This is a genomic window from Spirillospora sp. NPDC049024 (assembly GCF_040649235.1).
Taxonomy (GTDB): domain Bacteria; phylum Actinomycetota; class Actinomycetes; order Streptosporangiales; family Streptosporangiaceae; genus Spirillospora.
This window is the reverse complement of record NZ_JBEZFD010000018.1, coordinates 127789-151284: the sequence shown is the minus strand read 5'-3', so window position 1 is coordinate 151284 and position 23496 is coordinate 127789. Positions and strand designations below refer to the sequence as shown.

Here is a 23496-nt window from a genome sequence, read left to right as displayed (position 1 = left end):
ACGCCGTCTCCGCCCGGCACTCCTCAGGCGCTCTCTGGCGCGGCGTGGCCGAGCCGCTCGGTGAGCTCCTCCAGCAGGCCGACCGCCGCGTCCGCGAGGACGGTGCCGGGCGGGAAGATCGCCGAGGCGCCGGCCGCGCGCAGCTCGTCGAAGTCCCCGGGCGGGATGACCCCGCCGACGACGATCATGATGTCGTCGCGCCCCAGCGCGGCCAGCTCCTCGCGCAGCGCGGGGACCAGCGTCAGGTGGCCGGCGGCGAGCGAGTTGACGCCGACGATGTGCACGTCGGCCTCGACGGCCTGCAGGGCCACCTCGGCGGGCGTCTGGAACAGCGGGCCCACGTCGACGTCGAAGCCGAGGTCGGCGAACCCGGTCGCGATCACCTTCTGCCCGCGGTCGTGGCCGTCCTGCCCCATCTTGGCCACGAGGATGCGGGGCCGGCGGCCCTCGGCCTCCTCGAACGCGGCGGTCGCGGCCCGCGCCCGCTCGATGCCCGTCACCTGGCCCGCCTCCTCCCGGTACACACCGGAGATCGTACGGATCTGCGCCGCGTGCCGCCCGTAGGCCCTCTCCAGGGCGTCGGAGATCTCACCGACGGTCGCCATGGCCCGGGCTGCGTCGATGGCGAGCGCGAGCAGGTTGTGCTCCAGGTCGTTCGGGCGGGTGCCGTTCTCGGCGGCCTCGGCGGCGCGGGTGAGCGCGTCCAGCGCGGCCCGCGTCGCGGTCTCGTCGCGCTCCTCGCGCAGCCGGCGCAGCTTGTCGATCTGCTGGGCGCGGACGGAGGCGTTGTCGACCTTGAGGACCTCGATCTCCTGCTCGGTGTCGGGGCGGTACTTGTTGACGCCGATGACCGGCTGCCGCCCCGAGTCGATGCGGGCCTGGGTGCGGGCGGCGGCCTCCTCGATGCGCAGCTTGGGCAGCCCCTCGTCGATCGCCTTCGCCATGCCGCCGGCCTGCTCGACCTCGGTGATGTGGCCCCAGGCGCGGCGGGCGAGGTCGTAGGTGAGCCGCTCGACGTAGGCGCTGCCGCCCCACGGGTCGATCGTGCGGGTCGTCCCGGACTCCTGCTGGAGGAGCAGCTGGGTGTTGCGGGCGATGCGGGCCGAGAAGTCGGTCGGCAGCGCGAGCGCCTCGTCCAGCGCGTTGGTGTGCAGCGACTGGGTGTGGCCCTGCGTGGCGGCCATGGCCTCGATGCAGGTGCGGGCGACGTTGTTGAACACGTCCTGCGCGGTCAGCGACCAGCCGGACGTCTGCGAGTGGGTCCGCAGCGACAGCGACTTCGGGTTCCGCGGCTCGAACGTCTTCACCAGCCGCGCCCAGAGCAGCCGCGCGGCGCGGAGCTTGGCGACCTCCATGAAGAAGTTCATCCCGATCGCCCAGAAGAACGACAGGCGGGGCGCGAACGCGTCGATGTCGAGGCCCGCCTCGCGTCCGGCGCGGATGTACTCGACGCCGTCGGCGAGCGTGTAGGCGAGCTCCAGGTCGGCGGTGGCCCCGGCCTCCTGGATGTGGTAGCCGGAGATCGAGATGGAGTTGTACTTCGGCATCCGCTGCGAGGTGAACGCGAAGATGTCGGAGATGATCCGCATGGACGGCTGCGGCGGGTAGATGTAGGTGTTGCGGACCATGAACTCCTTGAGGATGTCGTTCTGAATGGTCCCCGCCAGCGCCTCCGGCTTCACCCCCTGCTCCTCCGCGGCGGCGATGTAGAGCGCGAGGACGGGCAGGACGGCGCCGTTCATGGTCATCGACACGCTCATCCGGTCCAGCGGGATGCCGTCGAAGAGCTGCCGCATGTCGTAGATGGAGTCGATCGCGACCCCGGCCATGCCCACGTCGCCGGACACGCGCGGGTGGTCGGAGTCGTAGCCGCGGTGCGTGGCCAGGTCGAAGGCCACCGACAGGCCCTTCTGCCCGGCCGCGAGGTTGCGGCGGTAGAACGCGTTGGACTCCTCGGCGGTGGAGAAGCCGGCGTACTGCCGGATCGTCCACGGCTGGGTGGCGTACATCGCCGGGTAGGGGCCGCGCAGGAACGGCGCGATGCCCGGATAGGTGCCGAGGAAGTCGAGCCCGGCCAGGTCGTCGCCGGTGTAGAGGGGCCTGACGCCGATGCCCTCCGGGGTGTCCCAGGTCTGCGCCTCGGGGGCGGCGCCGGTGGCGCCCTCGACCGCGGCGCGCCACCGCTTGGCGGCCTCGTCGGCGGGGGGCGCCGTCCCGAGTTCGACCTCGGTGAAGTCGGGGATCATTCGTTCACTCCCAGATCGTGGAGGGTGGTCTCCAGCACCTCGATCGCGTCGCACCCGGCGTACACGCGGGCGTCGACCCCCTCGTAGGTTCCCTTACCCGCCAGCCAGACCTTCACCGCGCCCGCGGCGCGCAGGATCCGCGCGGCCTCCGCGGCCCGCTCCCCGTACAGGGCGTCGCTGGAGCAGAGGCAGGCGACGGCGGCGCCGGACGCCCCGAACTCCTCGGGGGCGCCCGCGACCGTCTCGATCCCGCCCGCCTGGAAGAGGTTCGCGGCGAACGACGCGCGCGCCGTGTGGACGGCGATCGGCCCGAGCGTCGCCAGGAAGACCTTCGGGCGGGCGCCGGTGGCCCGCGCGTGGGCGTCCGAGCGGTCGCGCAGCGCCTCGAAGTCCTGCGCGTAGGCGACGACCGGGAGGCCGCCGCCGGGCGCCGGCGGCGCGGGGTCGCGCGGGGGCAGGGTCTCGCTCAGGTTCGGGAACTCGCTGACGCCGGTGAGCGGCGCCCTGCGCCGGGCGATGTCCTTCCGGCGCCGCTCCCAGGTGGCGGCGAGGCGGCGGGCGACCAGGCCCGAGTCGAGCGCGGCGGCCAGTCCCCCGGCCTTCTCGATCTCGGTGAACCAGGTCCAGGCCGCCTGGGCGATCCCCTCGGTGAGGCTCTCGGCGTACCAGGAGCCGCCCGCCGGGTCGACGACGCGGGCGAGGCTCGACTCCTCCAGCAGCAGCGTCTGGGTGTTGCGGGCGATGCGGCGGGCGAAGCCGTCCGGCAGGCCGAGGCGGGCGTCGAACGGCTGGACGGTGACCGCGTCCGCGCCGCCGACCCCGGCGGCGAACGCCGCGACGGTGGTGCGCAGCATGTTCACCCACGGGTCGCGCCGGGTCATCATCGCCGACGACGTGACCGCGTGGACGCGCGCGTCGGCGCCCTCGGCGGCGCCGCTGACCTCCGCGACCCGCGCCCACAGGCGGCGCGCCGCGCGGAGCTTGGCGATCGAGGCGAACTGGTCGGCGTTGACGGCGAGGCGGAACTCGATCTGCCCGAACGCCTCGTCCACGCTCAGCCCGGCGGCGGTCAGGGCGCGCAGGTACGCGACGCCGGCCGCCACGGCGGCGCCGAGCTCCTCGGCGTCACCGCCGCCCGCGTCGTGGTACGGGGTCCCGTCGGCGACGACCGCGCGCAGCTTCGGGAAGTCGCGGACGCAGCGCGCGGCGAGCGCGGCGGCCTCGTCCAGCGATCCGGCCGTCCCGGTGCGCGCCGCGAGGCCGAGCGGGTCGGCGCCGAGGTTGCCGGCGGCGTCGGCCGCGTTCCCGCGCTCGGTGACCAGCGACAGGAACGCCTCCGCGGCCTCGCCCGCCGACGCGCCCGCGTCCAGCACGACGGGCGCCAGGTCGAGCAGGACGCCCCGCAGCGCCTCGGGGAGCGCGGACACGGGCATGCCGCCTTCGCCGAGCCGCAGCCAGAGCGAGGTGGCGCCGTTCTCCAGGTCGGCGAGCACCGCCTCCTGGACGACGGCCGGGTCGGGGTGGGCGTGCAGCTGCCGGACGTCCCATCCCGCGATGCCCTCCCCGTCGGGGCGCACCTCGCGCACGTAGGGCGCCAGTCCGGGACGTCCCGGCGGCGCGTCGTCGCGCGTGTAGAGCGCTGCGATCGGCACTCCGTCGTACGACTCGCGGGTCAGCAGACCCTCGATCTCGTCGAGGGGGGTGTCCTCGCCCGCCGCGCCGGACTTGCGCAGCACCCCCTTCACCATCTCCCGCCACCGGTCGCGGTCGGCCGTGGGGAAGGCGGCGGCCAGTTCGAGTTCCTCAGGCGGCACCGTCATGCCTGGATCGTAGGCGAGCGGCCGAATCCGGCTCGAAACCGGGTCCCGCTGACCAGTACGCGGGACCGGGGCGCGGCCGGAGTCCCCGCGCGCCCGGGCCGGCGGTGCCCGCCGCCCGCCCCGGCGATCTCCGGGTACCCCGAAAGGCCCTGTGGCGAGGGGCGTTGCTAGAGTTCGGCGTCGTAGACCCCAACCCCCGAACCATGCAGAGGGAAGACGAACGCATGTCGACTGGCAGCCACGCCGGGCGCCCCAGGTCCTGGGTCGCCGTGGCCATCATCTTCGTCGGTTTCGCCATCGGCGGCGTCGGCATCACCCTGGGCCCCGACTGGGTCGTGTTCGGGGTCGGCGCCGCGGTGACCGTGATCGGCGGCATCATCGCGCTGGCCGTCGACATCATGACCGACGTCGTCGTCGACGAGCCCCGGCAGTAGCGGTGTTCGGCCGGCCGCCCATCGAGGAGCGGATCGCCGCGCGGCAGCGCGAACGCGGTCCGCTCAGGCCGGGGACCGTCTTCCCCCACGGCCCCGCCAAGATGCTGTTCTTCTTCGGCATCGGCGTGGTCGTCGTCACGCACCTGATCGCGCTGTCGATGTACTTCGTGGACCCCGGCCCCTGACGGCGCCGGGAGCCCGCGCGGCATGCGCCGGGGCCCGTCTCAGCGGCCGCGATCCGAGCCGTTGGGCGGGCCCTTCCGCTTGTCGCCGAGGTAGAACAGCCCGACCATGAGGAACACCGCGACGGCGACCAGGATGACGAGCACGCCGATCGGAGTCGACCCGTACACCGGACCTCACCTCCCCTTCCTTCGCTGCGCCTGACCGCACCATGCCCGCTCAGCGCCGGGTCAAAATAGGGCCAAGAGTCCCTTTTCCCCCTATTCCGGACCGTCCGGCAGGTGCGGACGCCGCGGCGGCGACGTACTTTCGAGGGGACCGTGGCCGCCTGCGTCGCCCCCGAGCCCGAGGTGGTGGGATGGCCCTGCGATTCGGAATCGAGGAAGAGTACTTCGTCGTCGATCCCGTCTCCCGTGAGGTCGCCCCGCGCGCCCCGGCGGTGGTGCGCCGGGCGAAGCCGGCGCTCGGCGAGCGCACCTCCACGGAACTCGTCGCCTATCTCGCCGAGGCCAAGACCTCGCCGTGCGACGACCTGGACAAGCTGGACGAGCAGATCCGCTCGATGCGGGCGGTGATGGCCGCCGCCGCGGCGGCCGAGGGCGTCCGGCTCGCCGCGACCGGGACGCCCGTGCTGGGCGACCTCGTGCCCGCCCCCATCGGCCGCGGCGCCCGCTACGCCGAGAGCCTCGCCGTCTACCGTGGCCTGGACGACGAGCAGAGCATCTGCTCGTGCCACGTCCACGTCGAGATGCCGGACCGCGAGCGCGCCGTCCAGGTCAGCAACCACCTGCGCCCCTGGCTGCCGACGCTGCTGGCCCTCACGGCGAACTCCCCCTACTGGGCCGGGCGCGACACCGGCCACGCCTGCTGGCGGGCGCTGGCCTGGGCGCGGTGGCCGGTGGCGGGACCGCCGCCCTACCTTGCGTCCGCCGGCCACTACGACGACCTCGTCGGGACGCTGCTGGAGTGCGGCGCCCTGATGGACACCGGGACCATCTTCTGGGACGTCCGGCCGTCGGCGCGGCTGCCCACGCTCGAGGTGCGGCTCGCGGACGTCGCCTCGACCGCCGACGAGGCGGCGGTGTTCGCCGCGCTGGTCCGGGCGCTGGTCCAGGTGTCGTCCGACGCGGTGGACGCCGGCGAGCGGGCCCCCGACCCGCCCCAGGAGATGCTGCGCGCGGCCTACTGGCTGGCGGCGCGGCACGGGCTCGCCGGGCGGGGCGTGGACGTGCGCACGGGCCGCCCCGCGGACTTCGGCGCGCTGGCCGGCGACCTGCTGGCGCACGTGCTGCCCGCGCTGCGCTCCGCCGGGGACCTCGACGCCGTCGCCCGCGGCCTCCGGCGCCTCGCCGCGGACGGGACCGGCGCGGAACGGCAGCGCTGCGCGTACCGCAGGCGCGGCCGGCTGACCGACGTGGTCGACGCCGTCCTGCTGCGCGACCGCTGACCCCGTCCCGGCGGCGGAGCGGGCGATGACGGCCCCGAACGCGCTTGGTCCGGGAATCGTCTGTTTTCAAGGTCCACTTCGCGGGTACCGCCGATTCGGACCAAGGATTCGGCTGACCTCGGGGGACGTCCGCATGACCCTGCTCGCACGGCTTCCCGCCAGCGCGTACCCTCGATCGGATGCACGCGACGGCAGGACCATACGGAGCGACCCCGCGATGAGGCTCGGGCCCGGCAGGACGGGCGCGCCCCGCGCGGACGCCTTCGTCCACCAGGCGCTCTTCTACCACGGCGACGAGGAGTACCTCGCGGGCGCCCTGCCGCTCATCCGCGCCGGGCTCGGAGCGGGCGAGCCGGTGGCCGTGGCGGTGCCGGGCGACCGCCTGGCCCTGCTCCGCGGCTCCCTCGGCCCGGCCGCCGCGAAGGTGACCTGGCTCGACATGGCGACGGCGGGCCGCAACCCCGGCCGCATCATCCCCGGGGTGCTGCGGCGCTTCGCCGACCGGCACGCCGGAGGCCGGGCGCGGATCATCGGCGAGCCGGTCTGGCCCGGCCGCTCGGCGACCGAGTACCCCGCCTGCGCGCAGCACGAGGCCCTGATCAACCTGGCCTTCGCGGGGCGCGAGGCGAGCATCCTGTGCCTTTACGACACGGCGCGGCTGGCCCCGGTGGCGGTCGCCGACGCCCGCGCCACCCACCCGGTCGTGATCGACCGGCACGGCGAGCACCCGAGCGGCGACTACGCGCCGCACCGCGTCATCAGCGACTACAACCTCCCGCTGCCCGAGCCGGCCGAGGCGGTCGCGATGAGCTTCGACCTCGACGCGCTCCCCGTGGTCCGCGAGTTCGCCTGCTACTGGGGCGAGCGGTTCGGCCTCGGCGCCGCCGCCGTCGGCGACCTCGAGCTCGCGGTGAACGAGCTGGCCGCCAACTCGTGCCTGCACGGCGGCGGCGGGGGCACCGCGCGGCTCTGGACGGAGGACGGGCACGTCGTCTGCGAGGTCCGGGACGCCGGGAACATCAGGGATCCGCTCGCCGGGCGCCGCCCGGCGGACATGAGCCCGCACGGCGGCCGGGGCATCCTCATGGTCAACCACCTCGCCGACCTCGTCCGCGTCCACACCGGGCCGGACGGCACCGCGATCCGCGTCTACATGCGCACCTGAGCCCGGCTCAGCCGACGGCCCGGCCGATCCCGGCCAGCGCCTCGGCCAGCAGCGCCTGCCGCCCGGTGGACGCCGCGTACTCGGCCAGCGTCGCGGCGAGGTTCAGCGCCAGGATGCGCGCGGCGGCCTCCTGCTCCGCCGGGACCGGCCCGTACTCCGCCAGGAGCGCCTCCCGTGCGGCGCCCGCGAACCCCGCGTAGGCCAGCGACAGGTCCACGGCCGGGGCGGCGAGGCAGACGTCACCCCAGTCGATCACTCCTGCCGCGTGCCCGTCCGGGGTGAGCAGGAGATGCCGGACGTGCAGGTCGCCGTGGACGACCACCGGGTCGCCGCCCGGGGCGCCCCGGCCCTCGGCCGCGGCCAGGAGCTCCCCGGCGGCCGGGTCGCGCTTCCACAGCCCGCGGGCGGCGAGGGCGTCGAGGCGGCCGTACGTCCGCGACGCGCGCTCGGCGGGGTCGGCGCGCCGCATCGGGTCGAAGGGCAGCCCCTCCCCCGCCTCGCGGGCCAGCGCCGGGTCGTGCAGGGTCCGCAGGAAGGCCCCGGCCTCGGCGGCGAGGACGACCCGGCGGCGAGGCCCTCCACCGGGGCGCCGCGGAGCTCAGGGAACCTCCGCCCGATCAGGGCGCCCGCCAGTCCGGCCGTGACCTCGCGCTCGGGAGCCCATTCCGGAGTCGTCACGCGGAGCAACGCTACCCCTGCCGGCCAGCCGGACGGCGGCGACGACGAGGGCGCAGCCCGCGATCTGCGCGGCGCCGGGCCGCTCGCCCAGGACCACCGCGCCGAGGGCGACCGCCAGCACCGGCTGGAGCAGCAGGAGGGTCCCGGCGACGTCGGCGCCGAGCAGCACGCCCGCGAGCACGTCGACGCCGGCCCTGCGCCGGGCCCCGCCCGGGCACGCCGAGCGCGTCGTCGCCGCCGGCCTCGCCGCCGCGCTCGTCCCCCGGCTCGGCCGCGCCCCGGTCCCGGACGGGGTCCGCATCGTCGCGACCCGGCCCGCCGTCCGCCGCAAGGTCCTCGCGGCGTGGCGGACCGGGTCGGACCGCCCGGCGGTCCGGGCGTGCGTGGAGGCGCTGCGGGCGGTCGCCGAGCGGCTGCCGGACGGGCGGGCGGCCTCATGAGCGGGCGCGCCGCCCGCCGACCCGGCCGCGGGGCTTGAACACCGAGAGGGCGGTGGCGGTGAGCAGCATGACGACCTGGCAGGAGACGACCGCCACCTGCCACCACTGCCGTCCGGCGGACGGGTCCGCCCCGCCCGCGGTGGCGTCCGCCATGGCCTCGGGCGTGAACAGCAGCATCCCGGCGAGGATCACCGCGATCAGCAGCACCAGCTTGGCCAGCACCCAGTAGTGCCGTGCCAGGCCCCAGGCGCTGCCGGTGGCGAGCGCGACGCCGGTGGCGAGGGAGGTGAGGCTGAGCGGGATCCCTCCCCCGAACACCAGCACGCTCATCAGGCGGTAGGCGGAATGGGCGAGCGTCCCGTCCGAGGTCAGCGTCGCGGTCAGGTTCAGCAGCACGAGGCCCCACACCTCCCCCAGCAGCGCGACGGAGGCGACCACGTGCACGACGGTGATGGTCTTGCGGACCGGCGGCCCCGGCCGCCACAGCTGCCCCGCGGCCGCCGGCCGCGACTGGACGGTGGACATTGAACGCTCCCGGCTCTCTCGACGACGCACCGATCGTGCGACGGCGGCACCGGCGCCGTCGTCGGCCGCCCGGAGGCTTCCCCGCTGCCCCGCCCGGAGCATCCGCGGGCCGGGCGCCTGCTCCCCGCGTGGTAGCCCGCCCCCCGCACGGCGGCTCGCCTCCGCGCGAAGGCAGGCCGAGACTTGACCCGGCCATCAGGTGGAGGGGACGGCCGCCGGGAATGATGCCCTGCGCCCGGTCTTCCGATCGCTAATGGGGAACGATGCGTCTTCTAGCCCGCGCTCACCAGATGCCCGTCCGGCTGGCCGTCGGCGCGTTCGTCCTGAACTCCGGCCTGTCGAAGCTCCAGGACCTGGAGGGGGCCGCCGAACAGACCCACGGTACGGCGAAGACCGCCTACCCGTTCCTTGAGTCGAAGGACCCGAAGGACTTCACCCGCATGCTCGGCAGGGCGGAGGTCGCCCTCGGCACCGCGCTGCTGGTCCCGCTCGTGCCCTCCCTGCTCGCGGGGGCCGCGCTCACCGCTTTCTCCTCCGGGCTGGCCGGCCTGTACCTGCGGCTGCCCGGCATGCGGCAGGGGCGCGGGCTGCGCCCCTCCCCGCAGGGCATCCCGCTCGCGAAGGACACGTGGCTCGTCGGGATCGGCGTCTCGCTCGTCCTGGACGACCTCGCGGCGGCGCGGGCGGAGCACTGCGCCCGCTCGTGACGCCTCCTTGACGCGGGGCCCCGCGCCGGTGAGGATCAGCGCGTCCCCGAGGAGGCCGCGCATGACGTCCGAGCCCCGCCCGTCACCCGCCGTCCGCACGGCGGCCGGCGCCGATGCCGACACGCTCGCGGCCGTCCTCGGACGCGCCTTCGACGACGACCCGGTCTGGCGCTGGCTCCTGCCGGACGACGCCACCCGCGTGCGGCGGATGACCGCGCTGTTCGGGATCCTGCTGCGCCGGGTGCACCTCCCCCACGGCGCCACCGAGGCCGCCGGGCGCGGGGACGCGCCGGAGGCCGCCGCGCTGTGGGACCCGCCCGGCCGGTGGAGCGTGCCCCTGCGGCTGCAGGCGGCCCACGCGGTGCCGCTGCTGCGCATCCTGGGCGCGCGGACGCCCGCCACCCTCCGCACGCTCGGCGCCATCGAGAAGCACCACCCGCCCGAGCCGCACTGGTACCTGGCGGTGCTCGGCACCGATCCCCCGGCGCAGGGCAACGGCCTCGGCGCCGCCCTGCTGCGCTCACGGCTCGACCGCTGCGACGCCGAGGGCCTGCCCGCCTACCTGGAGTCCTCGAAGGAGCTGAACGTCCCCTACTACGAGCGGTTCGGCTTCCGGGTGACGCGCGAGCTGCCGCTGCCGGGCAAGGGGTGCCCGCCGGTCTGGCTCATGTGGCGCGACCCCGAGCGCTGACCCCGGGGGCTCTCCACCGCAGCCCGGCATCTCCGGTTAAGTGGTTGTCATGGCCAGAAAAGGCCAATTGTCAGGAATGTCCGGGCGGCGAGAAAGGCCCGCCCGCGGCGGTCCGCCGCAGACCCCGGGCGGGCGCGCGCCAAACCCGGTTGGCCCGATGCGGCCACGCGCGCGGCGGGTTTCGGCCCGACCACCGGACGCGGCGGCCCCGGGCCCGGCCCGCGGGCCTACCGTCGCAAGTGAGCCATTGCACCGACCCCCTCTGGTGAAGGCGACAGGTGAAGCACCATGCCCATGGTCCGCGCGAGGGCGCCGGAGACGCCGCTCGCCCTGCACAGGCCGGGTCCGGCGCGCGTGCACGACTACCTCCTCGGCGGCAAGGACAACTACGCGTCCGACCGGGACCTCGCGCAGCGGATCCTGCGGGTCCTGCCGCAGGCCGCGGGCGCCGCCCGCGCCGCCCGCGCCTTCCTCGCGGACTCCGTGGCGCTGCTCGCCGGACGCGGCGTGCGGCAGTTCGTCGACCTGGGCTGCGGCCTGCCGAAGGCCGACAACGTGCACCAGATGGCGGCGCGCCGCACCGGCGGCACCCGCGTCGTCTACGTCGACCACGACCCGCTCGTCATCGCGCACGCCCGCGCCCTGCTCATCGACGGCGGGAACCTCGCGGCGCTGCCGGCCGACATCCGCGACCCCGACGCGATCATGGACAGCCCCGAGGTCCGGCGGCTGATCGACCCCGCCGAGCCGGTCGCGCTGGTGTTCTCCAGCGTCCTGCACTTCGTCCCCGGCGCGGAGGACATCGTCGCCGGGCTCGCGGCGGCGACCGCGCCCGGCAGCGCGCTGGTCGTCTCGCACGCCACGGCCGACTTCGCCCCCGGCGCGGTCGGCGAGGCCGCGCGGCTCTACCGCGAGGCGACCTCCCTCCCGGTGCGTCCGCGGGGCGGCGCCGAGGTCGCGCGGCTGCTCGGGCCGTTCCGCCCGCTGCCGCCCGGAGTGACGCCGCTCGCCGCCGACGGGCCCGCGAGCGAACCGGTCATGTACGGCGCCGTCGGCATCCGCTGAGCGCGGTTGTGGGGTTGCTCACACCCATTCGGTCCGCCGTCCGGCCCGGCGGCCGCCTCCGGTTCGCGGCGGCCGCCCTGCTCCCGACGCTCCTCCGGTGCGTCCGGACGCCGTGACGCTGCGTCAGCGACAGGTACGGCGATTCAGAGAAATCTCATTTGCCCGTTAGAAACGGTAACGGTTCGGCCCCTATCGTGGCCCGGATGCCGACGAACACCCTCACCCCTCCGGACAAGACGATCGGCGCCCCCCCGGCGCGGGCGCCCCGCATGGGCTGGCTGGACGCGCTGCGCGGCCTCGCCGCCCTGGTGGTGGTGTTCGAGCATTCCCTGGACGTGCTGCTGCCCGAGGTCCGCCGGGCCACCGGGCCGTGGTTCGACTTCGGCCGGTACGGGGTGTTCGTGTTCTTCCTCGTCAGCGGCTACGTGGTGCCGTTCTCTCTGGAGCGGCGCGGCAGCGTCCGGCAGTTCTGGGCCGGGCGGTTCTTCCGGCTGTATCCGGCGTGGGGCGTCGCGGTGGCGCTCGCACTGGTGCTCGGGGCGGCCGGCGTCTCCTACGGGCTGCCCGCGCCGATCGGCGACCGGCCCTGGGCGTCCGCGCTGGCGCACCTGACGATGCTGCAGGACCTGCTGGGCGTCCCGAACATCGTCAACGTCTTCTGGACGCTGTCCTACGAGATGGTCTTCTACCTCCTCGTGACGGCGATGTTCGTCGCCGGCGTGCACCGCGCCAGCGCCCGGGTGGCCCTCGGCTTCGGGGTGGGCGCGGCGATCCTGGGGGTCGCGCTGCCGTCCGGGCTGCTGGCCGCCCGGTGGCCGGGCGGGACGGTCCTCGCCGCCGCGCTGCTGCTCGCCGGCGGGCTGGCCGCCATGGTCGGCCCGAACCGCGGGCTGCGCCGGGCGGGCGTGGCCGTGGTGGCCGCGCTGGCCCTCGTCCTGCTGGTGCTGAACAGCCGCATCGGCGCCATCGAGAGCCTGTGCATCATCGCCACCATGTTCGCCGGGACCGCCATTCGCGGCATCCAGGACGGGCGGCTCCGGCCCGGCCGCGCCGCCGCGATGGTGGCGGTCGTCCCCGCCCTGACGCTCGCGGCGGGCATGCGCGCCCCGACCAGCTGGGCCCTGCACGCCAACCCGAACCCCCTCGGCCTGGACTGGTCCATCGCCGTGGGCGCCGCGTGGCTGACGTTCCTGGCCGGCCTCGCCCTGCGGAACCTCGCCATGCCGCGGGTCCTCGTATGGCTCGGCCTCGTCAGCTACTCGGTCTACCTGCTGCACCCGCTGGTCATCCAGGCGGTCTGGCACGCCGCCGGACGCGAGACCTGGGGCCTGTCGGCGCCGGTCCGGGCCGCGTGGGGCGTGGTGCTGCTGGCGACCGTCCTCACCTCGGCGGCGCTGGCCCACCGCTACGTCGAGCGCCCCGCCCAGGACCTCGGACGCCGCCTGACGGCACGGCGGCGCTCCCCCGCGCCCGCCCCGGCGCCGCAGCCGGCCACGTCCTGACCGCCTGCCCTGACCGCCCGGTCGGGGGCGGCACGGGTGATGACAGGGTGCGCTTTCTTGCCTAGGGTGATTCGCCCGAGCCCACCCCGCCGAACGGACAACGGATGACAGAAGGGCCGATGCCCGCCGAGCTGCCCGACGTACTGCGGCAGCACCTCCAGGCCGCCGTGGACGAGATGGAGCGGGAGATCCGCGACCAGGTCCCCGAGTACGCCGGCGCCGACGGGGGCGAGTACGCCCGGAGGGTGGAGCGGACGGTCAGCGACACCGTCGCGTTCTTCGTGGACTCCGTCGACCACCCGACCGCGGACGCGCGGAAGATCACCGAAATGTACATGCGGCTCGGCGAGGAGGAGGCGCGGCAGGGCCGGAGCCTGGCGGCGCTGCAGAACGCGATGCGCGTCAGCAGCCAGGTCGCCTGCCGCCGGTTCATCAAGGACGCCTACCGGCTCGGCTGGTCGCGCGAGACGCTGGGCCGACTGACCGACTCGCTGTTCATGCTGCTGGCGCGGGTCGCCGACGCCGCCGCGCAGGGCTACGCCCGCGAGCAGGGGCAGCTGGCGACCGAGCGGGAGCGCCGCCGCGACCGGCTCCGCGACCTGCTGGTCGCCGAGCCGCCGCCCGGGCACGAGGCGATCGCCGACCTGGCGGTCGCGGCCCGGTGGGAGCTGCCGAAGAGCATCGCGCTCGTGGCGCTGCCCTCGGGGGCGCCCGCCGGGGCCCGGATCCTGCCGCCCGCCGTCCTCGCCGACTGGGAGGCGCCCGTCCCCTTCCTCGTGGTGCCCGACCCGGAGGGCCCCGGCCAGGACCGGCTGTGGCCGGCGCTGCGCAGGCTCGGCACGGCGGCGGTCGGCCCGACCGTCCCGGTCGGGCAGGGCGCGGTCTCGCTGCGCTGGGCCCGGCACGCCCTGACGCTGGCGGAGCGGGGCCTGCTGCCGGCCGACGGCCCCGTCCGGTGCGTGGACCACATCGCGTCGCTGGCCACCCTCACGGCGGACGAGCTCGTCGGCGCGACCGCCGGAGCCGTGCTCGGGCCGCTGCTGGAGCTGCCGCCCGCGCGCCGGCAGCCGCTCGCCGAGACGCTGCTGACCTACCTGCAGTGCGGCGACAACGCGGTGATCGCCGCCGAGCGGCTGCACATCCACGAGCAGACCGTCCGGTACCGGCTGCGCCGCATCACCGAGCTGACCGGCGGCCGGTTCACCGAGCCGGACGGCCGCCTCGACCTCATGCTGCTGCTGAGCTGGCTGGTGCGGACGGGCCGCGCCGAGCGGACGGCGTGACCGGCGGTCAGCGGGCGGCCAGGCGGTGCCCGAGGAACGCCAGCTGGCGGCGGAGCTGCCGCCGCCAGTACGCCGCGTCGTGGCAGCCGCCCTCCAGCCCGCCCTCGGGCCGGACCCGCTCGCGGAACTCGCGCACCCGGTCGGCGAACGGGTCGCTCGTCCCGCAGTCGACGCGCAGCGGAACGCCCTTCAGCTCGTCCAGCGCGCGGAAGACGTCGTTGCGGTCGTAGTCGGCGGCTCCGTCGAACGAGCGGCGGTTGGCGGCGATCGCGTCCTCGTAGGAGCCGAACAGGGCCGGGGACGCGGCGACCACGGCGGCCGTGCGCGCGGGGCCGAGGCGGCGGGCCAGCAGAAGGGCGCCGTAGCCGCCCATCGACCAGCCGATGGCGCCGACGCGGTCGGTCCGGGCGCCGCGCTCGCGCAGCCGCGGCAGCAGCTCGTCCACGACCATGCCGAGGGGGTCGTCGCCGCCGGCGCGGGGGTGCCAGTAGGTGTCGCGCCCGCCGTCGACGCTCACCAGGGCGAACGGAGGGACCCCGCCGCGCGCGACGGCGTCGGGCAGGTAGTGGTCCAGGGCCAGGTTCCGTACGAGGGACGAGCCGGTCTCGCCGGTGCCGTGCAGCGCGACGACCACCGGCAGGCCGCGCAGCGGCCGGTTCGCGGCGGGCGGGACGATGGTCGCGGTGACGGTCGTGCCGCGGCGGGCGGAGCGCCACGTCACCGGTTCGACCTCGACGGACGCGGCGGGCGGCGCGGGCGCGTCGCCGCACCTGCCGAGCGCGCGGTCGAGCCGGACCTTTCCGGGGAGGACCTCGTTCTCCACCAGCGCGTAGGCGGTGCCGCCCGTGGCCGCGACGGCGCCGATGCCGCCGAGCCCGCCGAGGACGAGGGCGCGTCGGGTGATCAAGGGGTGTCCTTTCAGGAGGGTTCGGGCACCGTATCGCCCTCCCGCGCCGCGTGCGCGGACCGCGACAGCAGCGCGACGCCTCCGGTGAGCAGGAGCACGCTGAACGACAGGGCCGTGAACGCGGCGGCCGTCCGCGGCGGCAGCGTCTGGAAGGCGAAGGCGGCCACCAGGTAGGAGGCGATGGGGTTCGTCATCGTCATCGCGGTCATCGCGGCGGGCAGCGACCCGGCCGCGAACGCCCGCTGCTCGAGGACCAGGCCGAGCAGCGTGCTGCCCGCCAGCGCGTAGCCGGGCCAGTCCACCGCGGTGGCCGCGACGCCGCGCTCGACCAGGTCGGCGGTGGTGAGCTTGATCAGCACGGCGGTCGCCGCGAAGCACAGGCCGGCGCAGACTCCGAGCAGCGCGGCCCGCACCGGGCCCTCGCGCAGCCACGCCGCCCGGGACAGCAGGAGCACGACGGGCGCGGCGACGAGCCCGGCGAGGAGGATCCGCGGCCGGGACGGCTCGCCCTCGGGCGGGATCGCGCCCGGCACGGTGAACAGGACGGCGAGGCCCGCGGACACCGCGATGCCGCCGAGCAGGTCCAGCCGCGCGGGGCGGCGCCCCGTGCCGATCGTGCCGAGCGCGATCGTGAAGACCAGCTGGGTGACCAGCAGCGGCTGGACGACGGCGGTCGACCCGAAGTGCAGCGCGGCGGCCTGCGCGCAGAATCCGGCGAGGTTGACCCCCCACCCGGTCAGCCACACCGGGTCGCGGACCAGCCGGCGGATCAGCCCGTGGGCGGCGGACGCGTCCGATCCGCCGTGCACCGCCCGCCTCGCGGCGCGGTACTGCAGCGCCGCCGCGGCGGCGAACAGGAGCGCCGCGAGCAGGCTGAAGCCGATCGCCCAGGCCATCAGGCCGTCCCGCTCTGCGCGCCGCTGCCGGCGCCCGCCGCCTCCACGGCCGCGGCCAGCCGCGCGAACGCCCGCTCCAGTCCGTCCGGCAGCCGCGCCGACTCGGGCAGGACCCCGGGCTCGCCGGTGACCGAGACGTGCAGCGCCCCGTTCCAGCTCAGCGCGCCCACGGCGAACGGCACCCCGTCGGCGAGCGGCAGGATCGGGTGGACGTGCCCGAGCGGCGCGCCCGCCAGCGACATCGGCAGCGGCGGTCCCGGCATGTTGGACACGATGCCGCCGAAGAAGCGGGCGCGGTAGGTCCGGCGGGCCGCGCGGGCGTGCAGCGGCGGCGGCAGCGCGCCCATCAGGCGCATCGCGGCGGTGCTCGCCGGCGCCCGGCCGGACCTGCGGCGCCGTTCGGCCGCCGCGTGCACGGCCGCGAGGCGGTCGCGGGCGGGCATCGGCCCGACGGGGACGTCCAGCCGCAGCGCGGCGGTCAGGTTGCCGGGCACGGCCGTGCGGCCCCGGCCGGGCGGCGCGGGCGCGCGCAGGGTCATCGGCACGGCGGCGCGCAGGGGGCGGACGCCGGGCCGCTCGCCGCGCCCGTCCAGCACGTCCGCGAAGGTCTCGCCGACGAGCGCGAGGAGCACGTCGGTGACCCGGACGCCGGCCGAGCGGGCGACGTCCCGGACGCGGTCGAGCGGCAGCGAGGCGGTGCCGAAGACGCGCTCGGGGCCGAGGGCGCCGGTGACGGACACGGTCGGGGCGGCCCCGTCGAGGCCGAGCAGGACCAGCCCCGGCAGGACGGCGGCGGCGCGCGCGAGCCCCCGGGGGCCGCGCTCCGGCACCGCCTCCGGGAGGCGGGGTTCGAGGATGCCGCGCAGGATGTCGACGACGCCGATCCCGTCCGCGACGGCGTGGTGGAACAGCACCACGACGGCCTCCCGGCCGCCGGGTCCGCCGCGGACGAGCCAGAACCGCCACAGCGGCAGGTCGCGGTCGAGGGGCTCGGCGATCAGCCGGGCGACGAGGCCGTTCAGGGCGGCGCGCCCGCCGGGCGGCGGGAGGTCCACCTCCTGGACGTGCCGGCCCAGGTCGACGGCGCCGGCCTCCACCCAGCGCGGACCCCGCAGGACGCCGCCGTACCGCACCCGCTGGGTGAGACGCGGCAGATGGGGCAGCCGCTCGCGCATCAGCGCGCGCACCCGCTCGGCCGAGGGGCCCGGGCCGTCGAACTCGGCGACGCCGCCCACGACCTGCGGGACGTTCTCGCTCTCGACGTACAGGAAGAAGGAGTCGGCGGCGGCGATCCGCTGCCGCGTCCCGGGGGCCCGCCCGGTGCCGGCGTCCGGCGGGCGGCGCGCGCCCGCGAGGCCGGCGCGCAGCCGCTCCGCGCCGGCGGCGGCCGGGATGAGCAGGAGCCCGCCGGGGATGTCCACGACGTAGTGCGCGGCGGTGGAGACGATCACCAGTCCGGTCACGACCAGGTGCAGCGCGCAGAGCCAGGTGAGGACGGCGCCGCACCGGGCCCGCAGCGCGGCGGCCCCGATCCAGGCGACCCAGCCGATGTGCAGGCTCGGCATCGCCGCGTAGGGGTTCGCCCCCGCGGACACCATCTCGGTGCCCCAGGTGGCGGGCGGGTGGTGCGTCGCGATGACGTCGGCGTAGCCCTCGCCCGGCAGCAGCCGCGGCGGGGTCGTGGGCCACAGCGCGAAGCAGCAGATCGCGATCAGCGTCACCCAGATCAGCGTGTTGCGCGCCCACGCGTACGCCGGGTCCCGCCTCCACCACAGGTAGGCGAGGAATCCGAAGGTGCCGATCACGTATGTCGTGGCGTACTCCCACGCGGCGACGGCCCCGAGCCACCCGTGCCGGGCGAGCAGGTCGTTGGGCGCGCGCTCGGCGTCCAGGCGCGCCCAGCGCTCGAAGTCGAGCAGCGCGCGCCCGTGCGCGTCGCTGGCGGCGCGGTCCCCGCTGAACGCGTGCGTGAACACCAGGTACACCACCAGGACGGCCAGCGCGGCGGCGATCTCCCGCGCGGCCGACGCGGCCCGTCCCCCGTCCCGCTCGTCCCCCGTCCCGGACGCGACCGCCTCGCTCCGGACCACGACGCCCCTCCCGCCTCGCGCATCGCACCGCCCACCACAGATCATCCTGCCCACCGACGGACAAGACGACCATGACCCGGCCGGTTCTTCCCGCGACCGCCCCCGCCCTCGTCCCCGCTCGGCGGATTTCGGGCCCCGCCCCCTCTTGACCCCGGCGGCAAACAGAACTAAAACAAAGAAAATCAAACCCAAACAGAAGGGAACCCACATGGAGCCGGGAGCGGGCGACGCATGATCGTGACGGTGACGCTCAACCCCAGCCTCGACCGCACGATCGAGGTGGACGTGCTGACCCGCGGCGCGGTCATCCGGGCCCGGTCCGCACGGCTGGATCCGGGCGGCAAGGGCGTCAACGTGTCCCGCGCGCTGCTGGCCAACGGCGTCGGGTCCGCCGCCGTGGTCGCGGTGGGCGGCGCGGACGGCGACCAGCTGCGCCGGCTGCTGGAGACCGAGGGCCTGCGGGTGCACGCCGTCCGCGTCGGCGGGCGGACCCGGTCCAACGTCACGATCGTCGAGCCCGGCGGCGTCGTCACCAAGCTGAACGAGCCCGGCGGCCCCCTGTCGCCCGGGGAGCTGGACGAGGTCGGCGCCGCGGTGGCGGCCGCGGCCGGCTCCGCCAGCTGGATCGTCGGCTGCGGCAGCCTGCCGCCGGGCGTGCCGGACGGCACCTACGCGCGGATGTGCCGCCGGTTCGCGGCGGGCGGCGTCCGCGTCGCAGTCGACACCAGCGGCCCGGCGCTGCGCGCCGCCGTCGCCGCCGCGCCCGACCTGGTCAAACCGAACCGGGAGGAGCTCGCGGAGGCCGCGGGCGGCCCGGTCGACACCGTGGCCGACGCGGTCGAGGCGGCGGAGCAGCTGCGGGCGTGGGGGGCCCGCGCCGTCCTGGTCAGCCTGGGCCCGCAGGGCGCGGTGCTCGTCGACGGCGACGGCGTGCTCACCGGCGAGGCGCCCGTCGCCCGCCCGCGCAGCACCGTCGGCGCGGGCGACGCCCTGCTCGCCGGGTTCCTCGCCGCCGGAGCCCGGGGCCCCCGCGCCCTCGCCGAAGGCCTCGCCTGGGGCGCGGCCGCGGTGCGGATGCCGGCGAGCCGGATGCCCGGCGCGGACGACGTGCGGCGCGACATCGTCCGCATCCACGCGCGCCCCGACCTCGCCCGGCCCCTCCTCACCTGACGCCTCCTCCCCCGCCCCCTACGAGCAGGACCCACCCCACCCTCGATCGACAGGAGGCCGAGATGGCCACCACCTACACCCCCGAGCCCGCCGGAAGCGGGCTCCGAGCGCACGTCCAGCGGCTCGGCGGCAAGATGGCCGGGATGGTGATGCCGAACATCGGCGCGTTCATCGCCTGGGGCCTGATCACCGCCCTGTTCATCCCCACCGGCTGGCTGCCGAACAAGGATCTCGGCGAGCTGGTCGACCCGATGATCAAGTTTTTGCTGCCGCTGCTGATCGGCTACACCGGCGGCCGGATGGTGCACGGCCAGCGCGGCGCCGTCGTCGGCGCGGTCGCCACCGTCGGCATCATCGTCGGCGCCGACGTGCCGATGTTCCTCGGCGCGATGATCATCGGCCCGCTCGCCGCGTACCTGCTCAGGCTTTTCGACGGCCTCGTCCAGGACCGGGTCCGGGCCGGGTTCGAGATGCTGGTCGACAACTTCTCCGCCGGGATCATCGGCGGCGCCATGGCGGTCGCGGGCAACCGGGTCATCGGCCCGGTGATGAACACCTTCACCGAGTGGGCGGGCGACGGCGTCAGCTGGCTGGTCGACCACGACGTGCTCCCCCTCACCTCGCTGGTCATCGAGCCCGCGAAGGTGCTGTTCCTGAACAACGCCATCAACCACGGCGTGCTCAGCCCCCTCGGTGTGCAGCAGGCCGCCGAGCACGGCAAGTCCGTGCTGTTCATGCTGGAGTCCAACCCAGGCCCCGGCCTCGGCGTGCTGCTCGCCTACTGGTTCTTCGGGCCGCGGCGGCTGCGCCCCTCCGCCCCGGCGGCCATCATCATCCACTTCTTCGGCGGCATCCACGAGATCTACTTCCCCTACATCCTGATGAAGCCGCGGATGATCCTCGCCGCGATGGCGGGCGGTGTCACCGGTGTGTCGATCTTCGTCGCGACCGGCGCCGGGCTGGTCGCGGTGCCGTCGCCCGGCAGCATCTTCGCCTACCTCGCGGAGACGCCCCGCGGCGTCGGAACGTGGATCGGCGTCTACACCGGCCTGTTCGCCTCCGCCGCCGTCTCCTTCGGCGTCGGCGCCGCACTGCTCGGCTTCGGAAAGCTCGCCGAGCCGCGCACCGAGGGCGCGGACGGCGAGGATGCGGAGACCGCCCCGGACGCGGAGGCCGGCGAGGAGGCCGCGGACGCCAGGGAAACGACCGCCCACTGATGGAAGGCACACCCACGATGAACGGCAAGGACATCCGCAAGCTCGTCATCGCCTGCGACGCCGGGATGGGCAGCAGCGTCATGCTGGCCGGGCAGCTGCGCAAGGCGCTGAAGAAGAACGACGTGACGGTCGAGCACACGCCCGTCGACAAGATCCCCGCCGACGCCGACGTGGTCGTCTGCCACACCGGCCTCGCCGCCCGCGCCCGCCGCGGCGCCGGCGGCACCCCGGTGGTCGCGTTCGATGTCTATCTCGGCGACCCCGCCGTCGACCGGCTGGTCAAGGCGATCAAGGACGGCGGCGAGATCGGTGTCTGACGGCGCCGCCGGCCTGCTCGCTCCCGAGGCGATCCGGCTGGACGCGCGGGCCCGCGGCCGCGACCACGCCATCCGCGTCTGCGGGCAGGTACTCGTCGACACCGGCGCCGTCGAACCCGCCTACATCGACGCGATGCTGGAGAGAGAACGCTCGATCTCCACCTATCTCGGCGAAGGGGTCGCGATCCCGCACGGCACGTCCGCGGGCCGCGACCTCATCCACCGCGACGCGCTCGCCGTGGTGAGGTTCCCGGACGGGACGGACTGGGACGGCCACCCCGTCACCGTCTGCATCGCGATCGCCGCGCGCGGCGACGGGCACATGGAGATCCTCGCCGAGCTGGCCCAGGTGCTCATGGACCCGGCCCGGGCACGGACGCTCCGCGAGGCCACCGAGCCCGGGCAGGTCCTCGCCCTGCTCGCACCGCAGGAAACGCAAGAACCGCAAGTACCGCAACCGACAGAACAGGAACATCCCGCATGAAGGTCGCCCGTTTCTACGCTCCCGGCGACATCCGCCTAGAGGACGCGCCCGAACCGGCGCCCGGGCCCGGCGAGCTGAAGATCCGCGTCCGCAACTGCTCCACCTGCGGGACCGACGTCAAGATCTCCCGGTTCGGCCACCACCACATCGTCCCGCCGCGGGTGATGGGCCACGAGATCGCCGGCGAGGTCACCGAGACCGGGCCGGGCGTGAAGGGCTGGGCGGCGGGCGACCGCGTCCAGGTCATCGCCGCGATCCCGGACGGGACGTGCTCGGAGTGCCGCCGCGGCCGGATGACGGTCTGCACCGCGCAGGAGTCGATGGGGTACCACTACGACGGCGCGTTCGCCGAGTACATGGTCGTCCCGGCGAAGGTGCTCGCGGTGGACGGGGTGAACCGGATCCCGGACGGCGTGTCGTTCGCCGAGGCGTCGGTGGCCGAGCCGCTCGCCTGCGTCCTCAACGGCCAGGAGCTGGCGCGGGTCGGCGAGGGCGACGACGTGGTCGTGTTCGGCTCCGGCCCGGTCGGCTGCCTGCACGTGCGGGTCGCCCGGGCCCGCGGCGCCGCCCGGGTGTTCCTCGTGGAGGTCAACGCCGAGCGGCTGCACCAGGCCGCCGCGATCGTGAAGCCGGACGCGGCGATCGACGGGAGCGCCGCCGACGCCGTCGAGGAGATCCTCGAACGGACCGGCGGGCGCGGCGCGGACGTCGCGATCACCGCCGCCGCGTCCGGCGCCGCGCAGGAGCAGGCGCAGCGGCTGGTGGCGCCCGGCGGCCGGGTGAGCCTGTTCGGCGGGCTGCCCAAGGACGCCCCGGTCATCTCCGTCGACGCCAACCGCGTCCACTACCGGGAACTGTCCCTGGTGGGCGCGAACGGGTCGAGTCCCGCGCACAACGCCCGCGCGCTGGAGCTGATCGGGTCCGGCCGGGTGCCCGTGGAGGACCTGATCACCCACCGGCTTCCGCTGGACGCTCTGCACGACGCCCTGGACCTGGTCGTCCGGGGCGCCGCGATCAAGGTCACCATCGAACCGTGAGGGAGACGGCCATGGCCGAACGGAACGTCGTCATCGCCGCGGCGCAGGGACTGCACGCCCGCCCGGCGCAGCTCTTCGTCCAGGCGGCGGCGCGGCAGCCGGTGCCGGTGTCCATCCGGGTCGGGAACGGCGCGCCCGTCCCGGCGAACAGCATCCTCGGCGTGCTTTCGCTCGGCGCGCGCCACGGCACCGAGGTGATCCTGTCCGCCGAGGGCGACGGGGCGGGAACCGCGCTCGACGAGCTCGCCGGCCTGCTCGCCCGCGACCTGGATGCCGAACAGCCCGCTTGACCGTCCCGCGGACCCGGCAGAATGAACGCGCACCGGAACGCGGACGGAACGGGTGGGACGACGGTCATGTACGCCGAGGAACGGCAGCAGGCGATCCTTGCGCTGGCGCGCTCGAAGGGCCGGGTGGACGTCGTCGCGCTCGCCGAGGAGTTCTCGGTCACGACCGAGACGATCCGCCGCGACCTGACGGTGCTGGAGCGGGCCGGGACGGTCAGGCGCGTGCACGGCGGCGCGATGCCCGTCGAGCGGCTCGGGTTCGAGCCGGAGCTGGCGGCGCGGGACGCGGTGATGACCGAGGAGAAGCAGCGCATCGCCAAGGCGGCGCTGGAGGAGCTGCCCGCCGACGGGTCGATCATCGTGGACGCCGGCACGACCACCGCCCGGTTCGTCCAGCTGCTGCCGACCGACCGCGAGCTGACCGTGATCGTGAACTCGCCGCCGCACGCCGCGGTGCTGGCGACCCGCCCCAACCTCACCGTGATCATCCTCGGCGGGCGGGTGCGCGGCCGCACGCTCGCCACGGTGGACGACTGGGTGCTGCGCCCGCTCGCCGACCTGTGGGTGGACGTGGCGTTCATGGCCACGAACGGCTGCTCGGTCGAGCGCGGGCTGACGACCTCCGACCAGGCCGAGGCCGCGGTGAAGCGGGCGATGATCGCCTCGTCGCGGCGGCGGGTGCTGCTCGCCGACCGCACCAAGATCGGCCATGACCACCTCGTGCGGTTCGGCGGCCTCGCCGACATCGACGTGCTGATCACCGACACCGGGCTGGACACCGACCTCGCCGCCGACCTCGCCGCCGCCGGGCCGGAGGTCGTCCGCGCCTGAACGGGCCGGACCCCTCGCCGGCGTCCGGCCGCCGTCCCGCGCGGGAGGGGGCGCGGGACGGCGGCGGGGGCGCG

The 23496-nt window shown here is 75.5% G+C and carries 24 protein-coding genes and 1 pseudogene; 16 read left to right on the top strand and 9 right to left on the bottom strand.

Annotated elements, in window-relative coordinates; all coding sequences use genetic code 11:
- Positions 1-23 precede the first annotated feature (23 nt).
- Both scpA and AB0C21_RS29915 read right to left on the bottom strand, forming a co-directional pair.
- Positions 24-2246: a methylmalonyl-CoA mutase gene (scpA, locus tag AB0C21_RS29920; RefSeq protein WP_500208689.1), complete on the bottom strand. Its 2223-nt coding sequence runs from the start codon at positions 2244-2246 to the stop codon at positions 24-26.
- Positions 2243-4066 (bottom strand): methylmalonyl-CoA mutase family protein, encoded by a 1824-nt coding sequence (locus tag AB0C21_RS29915; RefSeq protein WP_500208687.1) that lies wholly within the window; start codon positions 4064-4066, stop codon positions 2243-2245. The genes scpA and AB0C21_RS29915 overlap by 4 nt, the downstream gene beginning before the upstream one ends.
- Before the next feature lie 224 nt (positions 4067-4290).
- Here AB0C21_RS29915 and AB0C21_RS29910 point away from each other — a divergent pair, with 224 nt between their 5' ends.
- Positions 4291-4500: an HGxxPAAW family protein gene (locus AB0C21_RS29910; protein ID WP_149258690.1), complete on the top strand. Its 210-nt coding sequence runs from the start codon at positions 4291-4293 to the stop codon at positions 4498-4500.
- A gap of 2 nt (positions 4501-4502) precedes the next feature.
- Positions 4503-4685 carry a hypothetical protein gene (locus AB0C21_RS29905; protein ID WP_500208685.1) on the top strand — a complete coding sequence of 61 codons (183 nt, stop codon included), beginning with the start codon at positions 4503-4505 and terminating at the stop codon, positions 4683-4685.
- Between the two features lie 39 nt (positions 4686-4724).
- Here the strand turns inward: AB0C21_RS29905 and AB0C21_RS29900 are convergent, their stop codons facing one another.
- Complete coding sequence (locus tag AB0C21_RS29900; RefSeq protein WP_500208683.1) at positions 4725-4853, bottom strand: hypothetical protein; 129 nt, start codon at positions 4851-4853, stop codon at positions 4725-4727.
- A 188-nt stretch (positions 4854-5041) separates the two neighbouring features.
- On the opposite strand from AB0C21_RS29900, the gene AB0C21_RS29895 reads away from it, so the two are divergent.
- Together AB0C21_RS29895 and AB0C21_RS29890 are read left to right on the top strand one after the other, a co-directional pair.
- Positions 5042-6130: a carboxylate-amine ligase gene (locus AB0C21_RS29895; protein ID WP_500208682.1), complete on the top strand. Its 1089-nt coding sequence runs from the start codon at positions 5042-5044 to the stop codon at positions 6128-6130.
- A 217-nt stretch (positions 6131-6347) separates the two neighbouring features.
- A complete protein-coding gene (locus AB0C21_RS29890) occupies positions 6348-7295 on the top strand; it encodes an anti-sigma factor RsbA family regulatory protein (RefSeq protein ID WP_500208680.1) in 948 nt (315 codons plus the stop codon).
- A gap of 7 nt (positions 7296-7302) precedes the next feature.
- On the opposite strand, the pseudogene AB0C21_RS29885 reads toward AB0C21_RS29890, so the two are convergent.
- From AB0C21_RS29885 to AB0C21_RS29875, 3 genes and pseudogenes are all read right to left on the bottom strand, one after another.
- A pseudogene (locus AB0C21_RS29885) lies at positions 7303-7857 on the bottom strand (phosphotransferase); the annotation flags it as partial.
- Positions 7858-7893: 36 nt separating this feature from the next.
- Complete coding sequence (locus AB0C21_RS29880; protein ID WP_500208679.1) at positions 7894-8274, bottom strand: EamA family transporter; 381 nt, start codon at positions 8272-8274, stop codon at positions 7894-7896.
- Positions 8275-8407: 133 nt separating this feature from the next.
- A complete protein-coding gene (locus AB0C21_RS29875; protein WP_500208677.1) occupies positions 8408-8938 on the bottom strand; it encodes a hypothetical protein in 531 nt (176 codons plus the stop codon).
- Between the two features lie 263 nt (positions 8939-9201).
- Here AB0C21_RS29875 and AB0C21_RS29870 point away from each other — a divergent pair, with 263 nt between their 5' ends.
- From AB0C21_RS29870 to AB0C21_RS29850, 5 genes are all read left to right on the top strand, one after another.
- A complete protein-coding gene (locus AB0C21_RS29870; protein WP_500208675.1) occupies positions 9202-9645 on the top strand; it encodes a hypothetical protein in 444 nt (147 codons plus the stop codon).
- 61 nt (positions 9646-9706) lie between these two features.
- Positions 9707-10336 carry a GNAT family N-acetyltransferase gene (locus tag AB0C21_RS29865; RefSeq protein ID WP_500208673.1) on the top strand — a complete coding sequence of 210 codons (630 nt, stop codon included), beginning with the start codon at positions 9707-9709 and terminating at the stop codon, positions 10334-10336.
- 288 nt (positions 10337-10624) lie between these two features.
- A complete protein-coding gene (locus AB0C21_RS29860; protein ID WP_500208671.1) occupies positions 10625-11401 on the top strand; it encodes an SAM-dependent methyltransferase in 777 nt (258 codons plus the stop codon).
- A gap of 203 nt (positions 11402-11604) precedes the next feature.
- Complete coding sequence (locus AB0C21_RS29855; RefSeq protein WP_500208669.1) at positions 11605-12903, top strand: acyltransferase family protein; 1299 nt, start codon at positions 11605-11607, stop codon at positions 12901-12903.
- Between the two features lie 104 nt (positions 12904-13007).
- Entirely contained in the window at positions 13008-14186 is a 1179-nt protein-coding gene (locus AB0C21_RS29850; protein WP_500208668.1) for a PucR-like N-terminal domain-containing protein, read from the top strand.
- Between the two features lie 7 nt (positions 14187-14193).
- Here AB0C21_RS29850 and AB0C21_RS29845 read toward each other — a convergent pair whose 3' ends face one another.
- The 3 genes from AB0C21_RS29845 to AB0C21_RS29835 are packed head-to-tail and all read right to left on the bottom strand — an operon-like array spanning position 14194 to position 18079.
- The gene (locus AB0C21_RS29845; RefSeq protein ID WP_500208666.1) at positions 14194-15093 is read right to left on the bottom strand and encodes an alpha/beta hydrolase; all 900 of its coding nucleotides are present in this window, start codon (positions 15091-15093) and stop codon (positions 14194-14196) included.
- Between the two features lie 11 nt (positions 15094-15104).
- Positions 15105-15989: a DMT family transporter gene (locus tag AB0C21_RS29840; RefSeq protein ID WP_500208664.1), complete on the bottom strand. Its 885-nt coding sequence runs from the start codon at positions 15987-15989 to the stop codon at positions 15105-15107.
- Positions 15989-18079 carry a bifunctional phosphatase PAP2/O-acyltransferase family protein gene (locus tag AB0C21_RS29835; protein ID WP_500208662.1) on the bottom strand — a complete coding sequence of 697 codons (2091 nt, stop codon included), beginning with the start codon at positions 18077-18079 and terminating at the stop codon, positions 15989-15991. Before AB0C21_RS29835 ends, AB0C21_RS29840 begins: the two co-directional genes overlap by 1 nt.
- 231 nt (positions 18080-18310) lie before the next feature.
- Between AB0C21_RS29835 and pfkB the strand changes: the two genes are divergently transcribed.
- The 7 genes from pfkB to AB0C21_RS29800 all read left to right on the top strand — a co-directional run bounded on the left by pfkB (position 18311) and on the right by AB0C21_RS29800 (position 23422).
- Complete coding sequence (gene pfkB, locus AB0C21_RS29830) at positions 18311-19249, top strand: 1-phosphofructokinase (protein WP_149258703.1); 939 nt, start codon at positions 18311-18313, stop codon at positions 19247-19249.
- 62 nt (positions 19250-19311) lie between these two features.
- Positions 19312-20466 (top strand): mannitol-specific PTS transporter subunit IIC, encoded by a 1155-nt coding sequence (gene mtlA, locus AB0C21_RS29825; RefSeq protein WP_500208660.1) that lies wholly within the window; start codon positions 19312-19314, stop codon positions 20464-20466.
- Positions 20466-20783 (top strand): PTS sugar transporter subunit IIBC family protein, encoded by a 318-nt coding sequence (locus AB0C21_RS29820; RefSeq protein ID WP_149258705.1) that lies wholly within the window; start codon positions 20466-20468, stop codon positions 20781-20783. Before mtlA ends, AB0C21_RS29820 begins: the two co-directional genes overlap by 1 nt.
- Positions 20776-21267, top strand: coding sequence for a PTS mannitol transporter subunit IIA (locus AB0C21_RS29815; RefSeq protein WP_500208658.1), 492 nt, complete (start codon positions 20776-20778; stop codon positions 21265-21267). The genes AB0C21_RS29820 and AB0C21_RS29815 overlap by 8 nt, the downstream gene beginning before the upstream one ends.
- Complete coding sequence (locus AB0C21_RS29810; protein WP_500208656.1) at positions 21264-22304, top strand: zinc-dependent dehydrogenase; 1041 nt, start codon at positions 21264-21266, stop codon at positions 22302-22304. Before AB0C21_RS29815 ends, AB0C21_RS29810 begins: the two co-directional genes overlap by 4 nt.
- An 11-nt stretch (positions 22305-22315) precedes the next feature.
- Positions 22316-22594 (top strand): HPr family phosphocarrier protein, encoded by a 279-nt coding sequence (locus tag AB0C21_RS29805; protein ID WP_500208654.1) that lies wholly within the window; start codon positions 22316-22318, stop codon positions 22592-22594.
- A 66-nt stretch (positions 22595-22660) separates the two neighbouring features.
- Positions 22661-23422 carry a DeoR/GlpR family DNA-binding transcription regulator gene (locus AB0C21_RS29800; RefSeq protein ID WP_149258709.1) on the top strand — a complete coding sequence of 254 codons (762 nt, stop codon included), beginning with the start codon at positions 22661-22663 and terminating at the stop codon, positions 23420-23422.
- Positions 23423-23496: the final 74 nt, after the last annotated feature.